Origin of the sequence: Lipingzhangella halophila (assembly GCF_014203805.1) — a bacterium.
Taxonomy (GTDB): domain Bacteria; phylum Actinomycetota; class Actinomycetes; order Streptosporangiales; family Streptosporangiaceae; genus Lipingzhangella; species Lipingzhangella halophila.
Genome location: NZ_JACHJT010000001.1, coordinates 1,489,253 through 1,503,702, shown reverse-complemented (window position 1 = coordinate 1,503,702; position 14,450 = coordinate 1,489,253). Strand labels below are relative to the sequence as shown.

At 70.2% G+C, this 14,450-nt stretch carries 12 protein-coding genes and 1 pseudogene; 5 read left to right on the top strand and 8 right to left on the bottom strand.

Annotated elements, in window-relative coordinates:
- Positions 1-208 precede the first annotated feature (208 nt).
- Positions 209-1,609: an FAD-binding oxidoreductase gene (locus F4561_RS06745; RefSeq protein WP_184575843.1), complete on the top strand. Its 1,401-nt coding sequence runs from the start codon at positions 209-211 to the stop codon at positions 1,607-1,609.
- 207 nt (positions 1,610-1,816) lie between these two features.
- Here the strand turns inward: F4561_RS06745 and wrbA are convergent, their stop codons facing one another.
- Both wrbA and F4561_RS06735 read right to left on the bottom strand, forming a co-directional pair.
- Positions 1,817-2,422, bottom strand: a complete 606-nt coding sequence (wrbA, locus tag F4561_RS06740; protein WP_184575841.1) for an NAD(P)H:quinone oxidoreductase — start codon at positions 2,420-2,422, stop codon at positions 1,817-1,819.
- Between the two features lie 44 nt (positions 2,423-2,466).
- Positions 2,467-3,147: a DsbA family oxidoreductase gene (locus F4561_RS06735; protein WP_184575839.1), complete on the bottom strand. Its 681-nt coding sequence runs from the start codon at positions 3,145-3,147 to the stop codon at positions 2,467-2,469.
- Positions 3,148-3,649: 502 nt separating this feature from the next.
- On the opposite strand from F4561_RS06735, the gene F4561_RS06730 reads away from it, so the two are divergent.
- Positions 3,650-4,867, top strand: a complete 1,218-nt coding sequence (locus F4561_RS06730) for an aminotransferase family protein (protein WP_221445816.1) — start codon at positions 3,650-3,652, stop codon at positions 4,865-4,867.
- Between the two features lie 33 nt (positions 4,868-4,900).
- Here the strand turns inward: F4561_RS06730 and F4561_RS33610 are convergent.
- From F4561_RS33610 to F4561_RS06720, 3 genes and pseudogenes are all read right to left on the bottom strand, one after another.
- Positions 4,901-5,023: pseudogene (locus F4561_RS33610) on the bottom strand (transposase); the annotation flags it as partial.
- Positions 5,024-5,202: 179 nt separating this feature from the next.
- Positions 5,203-5,835 (bottom strand): DsbA family oxidoreductase, encoded by a 633-nt coding sequence (locus F4561_RS06725; RefSeq protein WP_184575834.1) that lies wholly within the window; start codon positions 5,833-5,835, stop codon positions 5,203-5,205.
- A 97-nt stretch (positions 5,836-5,932) separates the two neighbouring features.
- On the bottom strand, positions 5,933-6,553 hold the full coding sequence (locus F4561_RS06720) for an NADPH-dependent FMN reductase (protein ID WP_184575832.1): 621 nt from the start codon (positions 6,551-6,553) through the stop codon (positions 5,933-5,935).
- A 104-nt stretch (positions 6,554-6,657) separates the two neighbouring features.
- Here F4561_RS06720 and F4561_RS06715 point away from each other — a divergent pair, with 104 nt between their 5' ends.
- Together F4561_RS06715 and F4561_RS06710 are read left to right on the top strand one after the other, a co-directional pair.
- Positions 6,658-7,317, top strand: a complete 660-nt coding sequence (locus F4561_RS06715) for a TetR/AcrR family transcriptional regulator (protein WP_184575830.1) — start codon at positions 6,658-6,660, stop codon at positions 7,315-7,317.
- Between the two features lie 240 nt (positions 7,318-7,557).
- Positions 7,558-8,112 (top strand): RDD family protein, encoded by a 555-nt coding sequence (locus F4561_RS06710; protein WP_184575828.1) that lies wholly within the window; start codon positions 7,558-7,560, stop codon positions 8,110-8,112.
- Positions 8,113-8,343: 231 nt separating this feature from the next.
- Here the strand turns inward: F4561_RS06710 and F4561_RS06705 are convergent, their stop codons facing one another.
- The 3 genes from F4561_RS06705 to F4561_RS06695 all read right to left on the bottom strand — a co-directional run bounded on the left by F4561_RS06705 (position 8,344) and on the right by F4561_RS06695 (position 12,583).
- On the bottom strand, positions 8,344-9,981 hold the full coding sequence (locus tag F4561_RS06705; RefSeq protein ID WP_184575826.1) for an amidohydrolase: 1,638 nt from the start codon (positions 9,979-9,981) through the stop codon (positions 8,344-8,346).
- Positions 9,978-11,384 (bottom strand): aldehyde dehydrogenase family protein, encoded by a 1,407-nt coding sequence (locus tag F4561_RS06700; RefSeq protein ID WP_312885171.1) that lies wholly within the window; start codon positions 11,382-11,384, stop codon positions 9,978-9,980. Before F4561_RS06700 ends, F4561_RS06705 begins: the two co-directional genes overlap by 4 nt.
- Positions 11,385-11,629: 245 nt before the next feature.
- A complete protein-coding gene (locus tag F4561_RS06695; RefSeq protein ID WP_184575822.1) occupies positions 11,630-12,583 on the bottom strand; it encodes an AraC-like ligand-binding domain-containing protein in 954 nt (317 codons plus the stop codon).
- Positions 12,584-12,910: 327 nt separating this feature from the next.
- Here F4561_RS06695 and F4561_RS06690 point away from each other — a divergent pair, with 327 nt between their 5' ends.
- On the top strand, positions 12,911-14,434 hold the full coding sequence (locus tag F4561_RS06690; protein WP_184575820.1) for an APC family permease: 1,524 nt from the start codon (positions 12,911-12,913) through the stop codon (positions 14,432-14,434).
- Positions 14,435-14,450: the final 16 nt, after the last annotated feature.

Here is a 14,450-nt window from a genome sequence, read left to right as displayed (position 1 = left end):
CTCCGGGCATGCGCTAGCGTTATAAACGGAAGAAATTCCGATTATACCGGCCTTCTTTCGACGCGATGCGGGCGAGTTCCGGCGCAGCCGAACCGCCCGTGGTGTGACCGTGCGCGTCCAGCCGACCACCCCAAGAGCAGGACTCCCATGCCGGGCGCCGGAATCATCGGACGCGGCGTCGGGGGAATGCGCCTGAAGGGAGACGATCGTGAACACTGCCGACGCCAGAGCGGCGCCCGGTCTCCACAATGCGGTAGACCTGCGCCCGCGGGTGCGCGGAAGCGTACTCCTCCCCGGAGATGACGGCTACGCGGCCGGATCATCGGGGCACAACACCGCCCTCGTCCACCGCCCCGCGGTCGTCGTCACCGCGGACGGCGACGACGATGTGCGGGAGGCGGTGCGCTTCGCGGCCCGGCACGGCCTGCCCATCGCGGTCCACGCCACCGGCCACGGCCAGGCGGTGCCCACCGACGGTGCCGTGCTGGTCAACACGGCGCAGATGAACGAGGTCCGCGTCGACCCGGTTTCCCGGACAGCGCGGATCGGGGCCGGGGCCCGCTGGGAGCAGGTGATCGACGCGGCCTTCGGGTTCGGGCTGGCTCCGCCCAGCGGGTCGGCACCGCGGGTCGGGGCGGTGGGGTACACGCTGGGCGGCGGCCTGGGGCCGCTGGGGCGAAGCCGCGGCTACGCCGCGGACAACGTCCGCTCCTTCGAGGTGGTGACGGCCGACGGCGTCGCGCGCACCGCTTCCGCGGAGGAGCATCCGGACCTGTTCTGGGCGCTGCGCGGCGGGAAGGGCAACTTCGGCGTTGTCACGTCTATGGTGATCGGCCTGTTCCCGGTGCCGCGGCTCTACGGCGGCGGCCTGTTCTTCCCCGGGGAGAAGGCGGCCGACATCCTGCACGCCTACCGGAGGTGGACCGCGGCCCTCCCGGAGGAGATGACCTCCTCGGTCGCCCTGACCCGTTTCCCGCCCGTCCCCGAGGTACCCGGCGAGGTCCGGGGGCGGTTCGCGGTCCACCTCCGGGTCGCCTACTGCGGCCCGGAGGAGCAAGGGCGGCGCCTGCTCGAACCCATGCGCCTCGCCGGCCCACCGCTTCTGGACACCGTCCAGGACATGCCTTTCACCGACGTGGGAACCATCAACGGCGACCCCACGGAACCCGGCCCCTACTACGAACGGTCCACCGTGCTCGACGGCCTCGGCCCCGAGGTGGTCGACGTCCTCCTGGACCACGCGGGCCCCGGTACGGACTCCCCTCTGGCCGTGGTGGAACTGCGCCACCTCGGAGGGGCTCTGGCGCGTCCCCCGGAACCGGGAAACGCGGTCGGCAACCGGAACCGGGGTTTCACCGTCTTCACCGCGGGCGTTCCCGAGCCCGACGCCCGAGCCGTCCAGCGGCACCAGGAACGGCTGGTCGCCGCACTCGCGCCCTGGGGCTCCGGCGGCCCGTTCCTGTGCTTCCAATCCGCCGACGAATCCACTCCGGACCACGTGCGGGCCGCCTACGAGCCGGAGACGTTCGAGCGGCTGGTCCGCGTGAAGCGCGACTACGATCCGCGGGACGTGTTCCGGCTCACCCACCGCATCTCGGCCCGTTCCTGAGCCGGGTCCGCTGCGTAGGTAGGAGGGCGGGGCCCGCGCTCAACGGCCCCGCCCTCGCCGCCGGGCCCGCCTTGCGGCAGCAGGCAGGGCCCCACCCGGCCGCCGACGCGATCGTCGACCGCTGTGGTGGCCGGGTGGGGCCCTGGGGCCGCGGGCGGCGGGCGGCCCTCTGCGGGCGGTAACGCACGAGGGCCGCGGGGGGACCGGTCAGACCCGGCCGCGGACGAACCCGGCAGCGGTCTCGGCCACTCTGCGGCCCTGGTAGTTCGCTGCGGCGAGCTCTTCCTTGGTCGGGTTCTTCTCGCGGTGGGTGCTACTGGCTCCGTAGGGGTTGCCGCCCGCGGCGGAGACCGCCGCGTCGGTGTAGCCGAGCGGGACGATGATGGCGCCCCAGTGCATGAACACGTTGTACATGCTGGTGATGGTGGTCTCTTGGCCTCCGTGGGTCTCGTCGGCGCTGGTGAACCCGCTGACGATCTTGTCGGCGAGCCTGCCTTCGAACCAGAGTCCGCCCGTCGTGTCCAGGAACTGCTTGAGCTGGGAGGAGACGTTGCCGTACCGGGTGGGGGTGCCGAACACGTAGGCGTCGGCCCACACCAGATCCTCGAGCGAGGCCTGCGGGATGTCCTTGGTGGCCTGCTGGTTCGCGTACCAGTCGGGCTCCTCGTCGATAACGCTCTGCGGCGCGAGTTCTGCCGCCCGCCGCAGGCGGACCTCGGCGCCCGCGTCCTGCGCCCCGGCGTGCACCTCGCGGGCGAGCTGGTGGACGTGGCCGGTCGAGCTGTAGTAGATGACCGCGATTTTTGCCGTCATGGGGGTACTCCGTTTCCGTTTCGTGGTGAACTCTGTCCCGCGGCTCAGAGGAGGGCCCGGCGCAGGAGTTCTTCGTACACGCCGGGGTCGTCCCGTTCGACCACGGGGAATCCGACCCCTTCGGCGCCCTCCCACCGCACCCGGATGCCGGGGTTGTGCACCCGGCTCCCGTCGGGGAAGAACAACGTCGGGCTGCCCTGTACCGTCTCGCCCCGGCACAGCGGAACCTGTTGTTCGATGTAGGCACGCGTCCGCCCGGCGACCAGGCCGTCCCGGATCGCCTCCGCGTCGAGACCGCACTCCTCGGCCACGGCGAGGATCTCGTGGCGCATCGATATGTTCCGGCTCTGCCCGAACAGCGCCCTGCGCAGCGCCCGGTCGAACGCGGCGCCGGCCTCCAGTCCTTGTTCCTTGGCCACTTCGACCGCCTCCATCGCCGGAAGGGTCGTGACCGGGTAGTCGTGGGCGGGCGCCTGCCAAACCTGCCATCCCGCGCCGGGCTCCAGGCCGCCCACGACGGGCACCTCCGCGTCGAGGATCAACTTGGGCGTGGCCATGTCGTTGATCAGCTCCAGCGGGAAGGGCCGGACGTCGAACCGCACCTTCTCTTCCAGGCCGAGGCGGGAACGGGTGGTGACGAGGCGGTAATGCGCCATGTGGGCCCAGGGGCAGCCGATATCGGCGTAGAGAACGATGGTCCCCGCAGCCACCTCGATTGCTGTCATGCGCTCATTCCCCTCTCCCCCGCAGCAGGACACCGCACCGCGACGACGGGCCCGCCAGCGGTACAGCCGCCACGGACACCGCCGCCAATAATCGGAATTCTTTCCGTTTCAATAGTAAGCGGAAGGCGTTCCGGATGCAACAGGCGGGGATGCGGCAGAACGGCCGCTCGCCTCCGGAAAGCCGTCGGGGCTCTTGGGGCAGTGGTCCCGGGGGGGGTGACGAGGGGACTGGCACGGCTCGTGCTGGACGGATCGTCCGACCTGCCCGTCGGCTCGGCGCACGGGCGCGCGGAGTGCCTGCTGGCGCTGCCGGCCTGGCAGGCCGAGTGAGCTGAACGGCTACTGGACGAAACGGCGCGCCAGTGGCGAGACATGTCGACATTACGGCGAACGCCAACACGGCCGAGGTGTGCGAAGAATGGACCACCAACACAGAGGAGGCGGTATGCACACGTCAGCGACCGAATCCGGACCGACCCGGCTGTGGCACCCGTTCGCCAACATGGCCGAGGTGAAGCAGCGGCAGTTCCTGGTCGACCGAGCCGAAGGCGCCTGGATCTACGACCGGGAAGGCGGGCGGTACCTCGATGCCACGGCGGCGCTGTGGTACTGCAACGTCGGACACGGTCGGGCCGAGATCGCCGACGCGGTGGCCGCACAGCTGCGGCGGCTCGACGCGTACTTCGTGTTCAACGACTTCACCAACGAGCCTGCCGAGCGGCTCGCGCACCGGCTGTCCGAGCTCGCGCCGATGCCGGACGCCAGGATCTTCCTGACCTCCGGTGGCGGCGACTCGATCGACACGGCGGTCAAGCTCGCTCGGCGATACTGGATACGCCAGGGGTCCCCGGAGCGGGTGCACATCCTGAGCAGGCGGCACTCCTACCACGGGACGCACGGCCTGGGCACCAGCATCGGCGGTATCGACCCGAACCGTGAGGGGTACGGCCCGCTGATCGAGGGCACCAGCCGGGTCGCCCACGACGACATCGACGATCTGCGTACCACGATCGACCGGATCGGCGCCGACAAGATCGCCGCGTTCTTCTGCGAGCCGGTGATCGGCGCGGGCGGTGTGCGACCGCCGCAACCCGGCTACCTGGAGGCAGCCGCCGAGATCTGCGCTGAGCACGGCATCTTGTTCGTCGCCGATGCGGTGATCTGCGGTTTCGGCCGGCTCGGGGGATGGTTCGGCGTCGAGCGGTGGAACCTGACTCCCGACATGATCACCTTCGCCAAAGGGGTTACCAGCGGTTACGTCCCGCTTGGGGGTGTCGCCGTCGCCGGGTGGCTGGCGGAGCCGTTCTGGGAAGGCGACGGCGGTTCGTTGCCGCATGGCCAGACCTACTCGGGCCATCCCACGGCCGCGGCGTCGGCACTGGCCAATCTCGACATCCTGGAACGCGAGAACCTGCTGGCGCGGGCCGACGCGCTGGAGCGGCCGCTGTACGACGCGTTGCGTACGCTTCACGAGCACCCGGCGGTCGGTGACGTGCGCGGTGGTGTCGGCCTGCTCGGCGCGGTGGAACTCGCCCCTGAGGTGCTGGGCGCGGACACGACCGCGCCGGCCAGGGTGGCCCGAGCCGCGCGGGAGCGCGGAGTGATCGTGCGGCCGCTGGCCACCGCGCTGGCGGTCTCCCCACCGTTGACAGTGACGGAAGACGAGATCGCCCTGATCCCGAAGGCCGTGGCCGAGGCCCTCGACGCCGTCGTCGGGTAAATCGCGCCACGGAGCCCCCGTGCGGAGCCGTCACCGAACCCCATCGATGAGCTGGCGTTTCGTCCACCTCGGCGGGCGCCCTGACTTGGTACTGACCGGCAGCAGCGGCTGTATCAGCGCCCACTGCGCATCGGTTAAGTCACCACGTCCACTCACCGCTACTCTTGGCACGGGAGATCTCCGGATGATCGTCTTCTTGGTCGATGACCGATCTACCGGAGACCTCCCTATTCGATCACTGACACGGTCGGACGTCGGCAGGTCCGCTGGCGTCGCGACTAGCGGGTTGGGGGTCGGTGTTATTCGGAGTCGTTCCTCATCGCGGCCGGGGTGGATTACCGGCCGCTGGCCTTCCGGAGGGCGTCGCCGAACGCCTGGGTGCTGGTGACACCGACGAGCAGCTCGCCGTTCTCGAAGGCGAACCTCGGCACGGTGGTGACGCCCTCCCGCCGCGCTGCGGCGACTTGCTCAAGTACCTCGGCCTCCCCTTCCCCGGAGGCGAGGAAGTCCCGCACCCGGCGGCCAGCCAAGCCGACCCACTCGGCCAGCTCGGTGAGTCGCGTGTGGTCGGCGATGTTCACGCCGTCGCGGAAGTACGCGTCGAAAAGGGCGGTCGCCAGTGCTGCCTGCACCTCGGCACCGTGCTCGTGCAGGGCGAGCCACCGCAGTCGGTGCGCGGTCAAGGTGTTGACCGCAATCGCACGGTCGAATCTGTACTCGATCCCTTCGTTGGCGCCGACCCGTGTCATCTCCGTGACCATCGCCTCAGCTTGTTCCGGACCGAACATCTCGACCACCGTGTCCATCAGTGGCCGGGACTCCTCGGGCGCGTCGGGCATGAGCTGGTACGGCCGATGGACGAGCTCGACGTCCGGTTCCGCACCGGCCGCGGCCACGGCGCTGTGGAACTGGTGCGTGCCGAGGCGGCACCACGGGCACGCGATGTCGTCGTATACCTCTACCTTCATCCTGGGTCCTTCTCGTGGGGGGTAGCGGGTGGTGTCTGCGATGACCTCGGTGTGGAAAGGCGTCCACTTGAGATGCCGGTGCAGTCGAGCGCGTGGATCAGGTCGGCCCGGGCCGGGGACCGGCGCTCGCTGCGGGGGCCCGCAGCACTCGGAGGGCTCGGGACCATTCGAGGATCTCGTCCAGCATGGTGGTCAGGAGGGCTTCTTGGCGTTCGCCGGGGGCACAGACGCCGGCCTCGGCCTCGGTGAAGTCGAAGTCGACGTACGGGTTGATCGCGACTTGGGCGTGTACATCGGCGACTTTGATCTCGGCCAGGGTCTGCCGTAGTTGCTCGGCGGCGCGGGTGCCGCCGTAGAGCCCGAAGCTGACGATTCCGGCTGCCTTGTGGTTCCATTCCGCCCACAGGTAGTCGATGGCGTTCTTCAGCGCGGCGGGGATGGCGCTGTTGTACTCCGGGGTGACGAACACGAGCCCGTCGAACCTGTCGATCGTGGCCGCCCACCGCTTGGTGTGTGCTTTTTGGTAGATACCGGTGGCTGCGGGCGCGGGCTCATCCAGCAACGGCAGTTCGTGGTCGGCTATGTCGACGAGTTCGACGCTGGCCTCTCCGGCCTGGACGGCGGGGTGCCGGCCGGCGGCCTCGGCGACCCATTGGGCCACAGTGTCTACGCGGCGCCCGGGGCGGGTGCTGCCCAGAATGATCGCGATCTGGGTCATAGGACTCCTCCTCACGTTTCCTCTCGACCGAGGTCTGCGGCATGTACAATACACGTTGTACTGCAGTGCGTACAATGGTCGTTGTAACGAAGTGGAGGCCACGGATGACCTGGCACGAGGGCGCCCCGGCACAGGCCCACGGAGGACTACCAGACAAGCGCCGGGCGATCCTGGCCGGCGCCCGCACAGTGTTCGCCCACGGCGGCTACACCCGCGCGAGCGTCGAAACGATCGCCGCCGAGGCCGGGGTATCCACCCGCACGATCTACAACCACTTCCATGGCAAGCTGCCTCTGTTCCAGGCAGTCATCACGGAAAGCACCGCAGAAGTCGCCGACGCCCAAGTCGCGCTCATCGACACGCACCTGCGTGAGGTCACCGACCTCGAGGCTGACCTGATCGAGCTCGGACAAGCCCTGGCCACCCCGATGACCGGGCACGCCAAACACTTCGCCGAGCACTTCGCCCTGGTCCGGCACCTCCTCGCCGACACCGAGCACCTCCCCCAGGACACGATCGACGCGTGGCGAAAGGCCGGACCGGAACGCGTCATCGCCGCACTCGCCGGCCACCTCCAACGACTCGTCGACCGAGGGCTGCTGCACATCCCCGACCCCCACCAGGCAGCCGCCCAGTTCATCATGCTGCTCGTCCACGGCGTCGCCCCGTTCCACCACGGTCTGGGCATCACCCGTGAGGCCGACATCCACGAGATCGTCACCTCCGGTGTCCGCACCTTCCTCCACGGCTACCTCCCCGCGTGACGCGAGGGCTGATGGAGCTGGCCAGTGAAACGCCATCCGGCGTCATCAGCGGGCTCTCCTCGGCATCAGCGTCGACCGAGCAACTCACCGGACTCACGAGGCGGGCAACACTCAGCCGGACTACGCCGCCAAGATCTCAACAGCACCGAGCATCAACCACATTTGAGGCAGGCCCTAGTGCCCGCCTCCGGCCCGGTGCGGGCATTGCGTCCTGATTCTCGACACGTCGACAATGCCACCGTGCCCTCTCTTCCCCGCCCCCTCCTGGCATGCCGCCTCGTCGCCCTCGGCATCGACGGTGCCGTGATCGGCGGCTACGTCGCCGTCCTGTTCGCCACCACGATGGCGGTGTACTACACCACGTCGGGCGGAGTCCCCGACCTCTTTTCGGCCATCGGCGTGGCAGGAGCCCACGGCATCGCGTTCGCCACGCTGACGGCCCCGGTCGGTCTCTACCTCTTCGGGACCGAGGCGACACGCCAGGCGACTGTCGGCAAGCGCGTAGCGGGCCTGGTGGTCACCTCACGCACCGGGCGGCGCGCCGGCCCGGGCGCCCTGGCCGTGCGGACTATCGCGAAGCTCGCGCCCTGGGAGCTGGCTCACTGGGCGGTGTTCCGCACGATCTACTACGAGGAGTACCTCGGCCACTCGCCGCCCGGTATCGTCCTCGCGGCGCTCTACGCGGCCAACCTCCTGCTCGTCGGCTACGTGGCAGCGGTGCTGCTCACGCGGGGGCGGCGGGGACCACACGACTACCTCGCCCGAACCGCGGTGGCACGGGCCGCGAAGCCGTAAGCGCGCGGCAGGAGGCCATGCGGAAACCCGGTCCTGACGCGCCCCGGGTTCAACGGATTCGGGTTTCTTGGTTCCCATGCCGCGGTCGGGGTGTACATCCCGAAACCGCCGAGCGCGCCGTCTTGCGACCTGCCGCGGCGCGCTCGCCCCTGAGCGTCCACCGCCGCCGCGTTGGGCCGGCACCGGGGCAGCGGTCACGGGCTGCGCGTTCGCCCGTGGCCAGTGGCCTCCCTACTCCGCCTCGAACACGCACCGGCCGGCGAACCAGGTCTGGAGCACGCGGGTGTCGGCGAGTGTGTCGATGGGGGCGGCGAAGGGATCGCGGTCGAGCACAACGAAGTCCGCCGAGCGCCCGGGCGCCAGGGTTCCCGTCACGGCGCCGAGCCCCATCGCGGCGGCGGCGTTCGCTGTGAAGACCGCGATCGCCTCGGGCAGCGTGATCGCCTGCTCGGGCCACAGCGCCCCTGGCACGGTGCCGGTGGGATCGGCCCGCGTGACCAGGCCCTGGATGCCGAGCCACGGGTTCGGCGAGGCACTCACCGGCCAATCCGAGCCCCCGGCGACGAGGGCCCCGGAATCGATGAGCGACCGGTTCGGCTGCATCCGCCGGGCCCGTTCCGCGGGCAGGACGGAGGCGATCGCGTCCGGGATGACGCCCGGGTACCAGAGGAACGGTGAGATGTCCGCACTCACGCCCAGGTCGCCCAAGCGGGGGATATCGTCCTCGGCGACGAACTGGCCGTGTGCGATCTGGAACGGGGTGTCGGCGAACCCCTCGCGACGCAGACGAGCGACGGTGTCCAGGGCGAGCCGCACCGAGGCGTCCCCCGTGCAGTGCACCTTCGCTCCCAGGTTCCGTTCCGCCGCGTGGCTCAGCGCCGAGTACAGCTCCGCGGGGCCGAGTATCGTCTCGCCGCGGTGATGCGCACCGTGCACGGCGTCGGGCAGATACGGCTCCAGGAACGCACCGGTGCGGGCCGGGGGGACCCCATCGAGGAAGACCTTGACGAAGTCCGGGCGGTGGTGCCGCGTACGGAACTCCTCGCCGCGGGCGATCAGCTCGGCACCGACGGGAGAGGTACCGAAGGTCTCGTCGCTGACGGGCATCGACGCCACCACCCAGGCGTGCAGCTCGTCGCGTTCGTCCAGTGCGTGCAGCGCCTCCAGCGCTCGCAGGGAGGTCGCGGCGTCCTGGAAGGCGGTGATGCCGAAGCGGTTGAGCCGAGCGACACCGTGCGCTGAGCACGCCTCGTGCTGCGCGGCGGTGAGAGGGGCGGCACGTTCGTGCGCCGCCATGACCGCCAGGCCCGCCGATTCGAGCAGGACACCGGTCAGTGTGCCGTTGACCGGGTCGCGGAGGGCCGTGTCCGGTTGCTCGGAGTCGGATTCGAGGCCGGCGGCGGCCATCGCCGCCGAGTTCACCCACCGGTTGTGGTGGCTGTCGTCGGAGAGCGCGACCGGGCGACCGGCGGAGGCGGCATCCAGCCGCGCCAGCGTCTCGCTCCGGTTGAGCAGGTCCAGCAGGCCGCTTCCCCAGGAGCCGCCGGTGATCCACGCGTCGCCGGGAAGTTCCGCGGCGCGGGCGGAGACGGCCGCGAGGATCTCGTCGACCCCCGCCTCGGGGGGAAAGGTCAACTCGAACAGCTCGGCGCGTCCGGCGACGGCATGATGGTTGTGCACGTCGACGAATCCGGGCATCACGAAGGCGCCGTCCAGGTCGACACCGGCGCGGGTACGCGCGGTCTCCGGCTCCTCGCCGAGGTCGGTGAGGACGCCGTCCTCGACCGCCAGGGACCGCGCCCAGGGCCGCCGGGGATCTCCCGTGTAGACGCGGGCGCCGGTCAGAGCGAAGGAAGCGCCGCCGCTCATCGCGTGACCACCTTGGGAGCGGCGACCGCCTTCAGTCCTTCGGCGCCGAACTCCAGGCCGTACCCGGATGCCTTCACGCCTCCGAACGGGACTTCGGGGTTGAGCGTGCCGTGCTGGTTGATCCACACCGTGCCGGCCTGGAGGCGCTCCGCCACTCCCAAAGCCTCCTCGACATCGGCGGACCACACCGAGGCCCCGAGCCCTTGCTCGACCGCGTTCGCGCGCCGGATGGCGTCCGCCACGCTGCTGTACCTGATGACCGGGATGACCGGCCCGAACTGCTCCTCGTCGACGAGCGGCGCCCCCTCGGAGATGTCGGCGACCACGGTCGGCCGGTAGAACAGCGGCCCCAGCTCCTCCGCGGGCCCGCCGCCCGCGGCGATCCGGGCGCCGCGCGTGCGGGCGTCCTCCACCAACCGCGCGACGATGTCGAACTGCTTCTGGTTCTGCAGTGGCCCGAGGACGTTGCCGGGTTCGAGCCCGGGGCCGAGGGGAGTCGTCTTCGCCGCCTCGGCGAGCGTGGCGACCACTTCCTCGTAGAGCGACTCGTGCACGTAGAGGCGTTTGAGCGATGCGCACGTCTGCCCGGTGTTGATGAACACCCCCCAGAACAGTTGCTCGGCGACGCTCTTCACGTCCGTGCCCGGAAGGACGATCCCGGCGTCGTTGCCGCCGAGTTCGAGGGTGAGCCGGGCCAGGTTGCCCGCGGAGCCCGCCACGATCCGGCGGCCCGTCTCGGTCGAACCGGTGAACATGATCTTGTCGAAGCCGGGGTGCTCGGCGATCGCGGCGCCGACCTCACCCCCGCCGGAGAGCGCGGTGAGCGTTCCTTGGGGCAGGTGGCGCTGATAGATCTCGGCGAGCGCCAGCACGCTCAAGGGCGTGTACTCGGAGGGCTTGACGACGACCGTGTTGCCCATGCGCAGCGAGGGCGCGATCTGCCATACCGCGATCATGACCGGCCAGTTCCACGGACCGATCGCGCCGACGGTGCCGAGCGGGACGTAGTGCAGTTCGGATCGCGCGGAGCCGTCGTCGAGCACGACCTGCGGGTCCAGCGGCGTGTTCGCGGCGCTGCGCGTCCACGCGGCGGCCGCGCCCACCTCGAAGCGCGCGTTGGGGCCGTCCAGGGGTTTGCCCTGTTCACGCGAGAGGAGGACCGCGAGCTCCTCGGCGTTCTCCTCGATGTCGTCGGCGATCGCGTTCAGGGTCCGGGCGCGTGCGTCGTGCCCCAGCGCCGCCCAGGCGGGCTGCGCCGAGCGCGCGGCGGCCACGGCACGCTCCAGGTCGTCGACGGTGTGTACCGGTGCGTGTCCTACGGTCTCCCGGGTGGCCGCGTCCGGGATGGGGCGGCCCCGGTCGGCGGCGACGGTGACGGCGGCGAGCAGCGTGGAGCTGGTCACGGGCATCCTCCTCAGCAGGTCTTCGAGGGCATTGTGCGCACCAGCCCGTGCCGGGGGATTGTCACGTGGCGCAGAGGGGATGTCCGGGCGCGCACAGTCGCGCGGTGGTCGGCTCCCCCGGTGTGCCGCGCTACCGGGTGCGCGCGGAGATCCCCGATCATCGGCGGCCCGCCAGCACGCCGCGGGGATGGTGGAGGGCGACCGCCGCTGCCGCTGGTCCGACATCCGCGGAGCGGCGGTTCGGGTCAGGAGCTCGGGGGGCGCACACTGCTCGGCGGCACGCCGAAGCGCGCGCGGAACGTGCGGCTGAAGTGCGCGGCGTCGACGAAGCCGTGCGCCGCGGCGATGGCCGACACCGAGCGCCCCGCCTGCCGGGAGCTGACGAGGTCGTCGTAGCAGCGTTCGAGGCGCCGTGTGCGGATCACGGTCGAAACGGTCGCTCCCTGGACGCTGAAGAGTGCGTGCAGTTGGCGCACGGAGATGAAATGAGCGGAGGCGATCCGCGCGGGGTTCAACTCGGGCGAGGCCAGGTTGTCGTCGATGAAGTCGAGAATGCGGCGCATCAGCGTCGCGTGCGTTCCCTGGGCCGGTACCTGCACCAGATTTGCCTCGATGACCGTTCCGACCATGTCGACCGCGCTTCGCAGGAGGCGGCGGGCGACGTGTTCGTCGAGTTCGCTCGCCTGCTGCGCCAGACGGGCCAGGTACGGCCGCACCATGGCGCTCACGCTGCTGTTGGCATCCAGGCGCAGGGCGGTGAGGCGGCCGATGTCCGGGCAGGGGATCTCAAGCAGTTCCTTCGGGAACATCACGACCGACAGCCGGACCGAGTCGTCGAACAGCAGCGAGTAAGGACGGTCGGTGTCGTAGATCGCCATGTCGCCCGTTCGCAGCAGCGTCTCCCGGCCGTCCTGGACGACCATCCCCCCGCCCTGCTCGATCATGGTGAACTTGAGGTCGTGGTGGCTCCCACTGTGGAGATGCGCGGGAGTGCGGTGCACCGTGTGCTCGTCCGCCCGGATGTCGAAGACGCGGATGTCACCCGTGCCGCTCGCGGTGAGCCGGCCTTGGAACTCCTCGGGCCGCGCACTGTGCATGTCGAGCGCTGTGACCGCCTGTGATGCGGCCATCCGGTAGTCGTCGAAACCCAGAGAGCCCGTGGTCCCGCCGGGCCGCGTCGCGGCAGCGCCTTTGCGCATCGCTGTCACCTCCCTGCGAGATTCGAGCCATCGTATAAGCACTCCCGGCGTTCGAACCAGGTCAGAAAACGGGCGGTTGAGCCATGGGCGGCGGCGTCCGGCCGAGGCACGCCTGCGCGCCGCCCGGCAGCGCCCGGTTTGCCGCGGAACGCCGAGGCGATGACCGGACCGGTCGGGCATGGGCCGGTGGTCTGCTCCGCCCCCGGCACTGGATTTCCGAAGCCATGCCGAGAATGTCAAGGCCCCTGCCCGCAGAGACAACCGCGTGACGGGCGCGCTACCGATCATTGAGGAGTCTTGCCCATCCCCCGCCCCGAGGAGGTCCGGATGCCGTCATCCGATACCGCTTCCCCACCGCCGACACAGGTCCGGCGGCGACTCGGAGTTCTCGCCGTCGCGTTCCTGATCATCGCCGCCTCGGCCCCGCTCACCGTCATCGCGGGCGGAGCCACCAGCTCGTTCTCGGTGACCCGGGTCCTGGGTGTTCCGTTCGGATACATCGTTCTCGCGGCCGCGCTCGGGGTCTTCGCCATCGGCTACGCGGCGATGAGCCGGTCTGTCACGAGTGCTGGCGGATTCTACACCTACATCGCCCAAGGGATCGGACGCCCGGCGGGGATCGGCGCCGCGGTGATCGCCCTGATCGCCTACAACGCGATGCAGATCGGCATCTACGGCATGTTCGGCTTCCAGGTCTCCACCTTTGTCGCCGCGCGGACCGGTGTGGAGGTGCCGTGGTGGGTCCCGGTGGCCGGGTGCGTCGCGATCGTCGCGTGGATGGGCGTCAACCGGGTCGACCTGTCGGCGAAGGTCCTGGGCGCGGTGGTCGCGCTGGAGTTCCTGGCCGTGCTTGTCTTCGACATTGCCGCGTTCTCCGCACCGGCCGAGGGCCATACGATCGCGCCGCTCACACCGGACGCGTTGTTCGTGTCCGGTGTCGGCGCCGTGCTCGTCTTCGGCATCGCCGCCTTTATGGGCTTCGAGTCCGCGGCCATCTACGGTGAGGAAGCGAAGGACCCCCGCCGCACCATTCCCCGGGCGACCTTCCTCGCGCTCAGCGTGATCGGTATCTTCTACGCCGTGTCGTCGTGGGCTCTCGCCCTGGCGGTCGGCCCCGGCCGGATCACCGGCCCCGAGGGCATCGGCCCCGACGAGGCGGGACCGCCGCTGTTCTTCAACTTCGTGGAAGCGCGTCTGGGCGGGATGTGGGGCGACCTCATCTCGGTCCTGTTCATCACGAGCCTCTTCGCCGCGCTGATGAGCTTCCACAACGCCGTGGCTCGCTACACGTTCTCCCTCGGGCGCGAAAGGGTGCTGCCCCGCGCGTTGTCGTCGGTCCGGTCGGGCAGCGGGGTCCCGTGGGCGGGATCGGCGGCGCAGACCGTTCTGGCCGTCGCCGTGGTGGGGGCCTTCGTGGTGGGCGAGGCCGGCTGGGATCCGAACGCCGGCCCCTATCCCGTGCTGACCCTGTTCACCTGGTTGACCAACACGGGCGCGTTCGGCCTGGTCGTCCTGATGGCTCTCGCCTCCGCCGCGGTGATCGGCTACTTCGCCCGCGATGCCCGCGGCGTCGGCATCGGCACCCGCCTGGTGGCCCCGGCGGCGGCCTGCGTGGCACTGTCCACGATCGCCCTGCTCATCCTCGCCAATTTCGATGTACTGCTGGACCAGACCGAGCCGACGGTGACGACCTATCTGTTCCCGGCGCTCGTCATCGTCCCAAGTATCGCGGCGGGCCTGTGGGCGCTGCGGCTGCGCCGGACCAGGCCGGAGGTGTACCAGGGGGTCGGCCACGGCGGTGCGGATTCCCGGGCTCCGCACCTGGGCGCCGCCGCGCCGGACGCGTCCTGAACCCCGCGGTTCCGCC

What these genes read in the sequence shown, in the direction of transcription:
- F4561_RS06690 (WP_184575820.1), top strand. Translation starts at nt 12,911, where the DNA reads ATGCCGTCATCCGATACCGCTTCCCCACCGCCGACACAGGTCCGGCGG.
- F4561_RS06720 (WP_184575832.1), bottom strand. Translation starts at nt 6,553, where the DNA reads ATGACCCAGATCGCGATCATTCTGGGCAGCACCCGCCCCGGGCGCCGC.
- F4561_RS06695 (WP_184575822.1), bottom strand. Translation starts at nt 12,583, where the DNA reads ATGCGCAAAGGCGCTGCCGCGACGCGGCCCGGCGGGACCACGGGCTCT.
- F4561_RS06705 (WP_184575826.1), bottom strand. Translation starts at nt 9,981, where the DNA reads ATGAGCGGCGGCGCTTCCTTCGCTCTGACCGGCGCCCGCGTCTACACG.
- F4561_RS06730 (WP_221445816.1), top strand. Translation starts at nt 3,650, where the DNA reads ATGGCCGAGGTGAAGCAGCGGCAGTTCCTGGTCGACCGAGCCGAAGGC.
- F4561_RS06715 (WP_184575830.1), top strand. Translation starts at nt 6,658, where the DNA reads ATGACCTGGCACGAGGGCGCCCCGGCACAGGCCCACGGAGGACTACCA.
- F4561_RS06725 (WP_184575834.1), bottom strand. Translation starts at nt 5,835, where the DNA reads ATGAAGGTAGAGGTATACGACGACATCGCGTGCCCGTGGTGCCGCCTC.
- F4561_RS06735 (WP_184575839.1), bottom strand. Translation starts at nt 3,147, where the DNA reads ATGACAGCAATCGAGGTGGCTGCGGGGACCATCGTTCTCTACGCCGAT.
- wrbA (WP_184575841.1), bottom strand. Translation starts at nt 2,422, where the DNA reads ATGACGGCAAAAATCGCGGTCATCTACTACAGCTCGACCGGCCACGTC.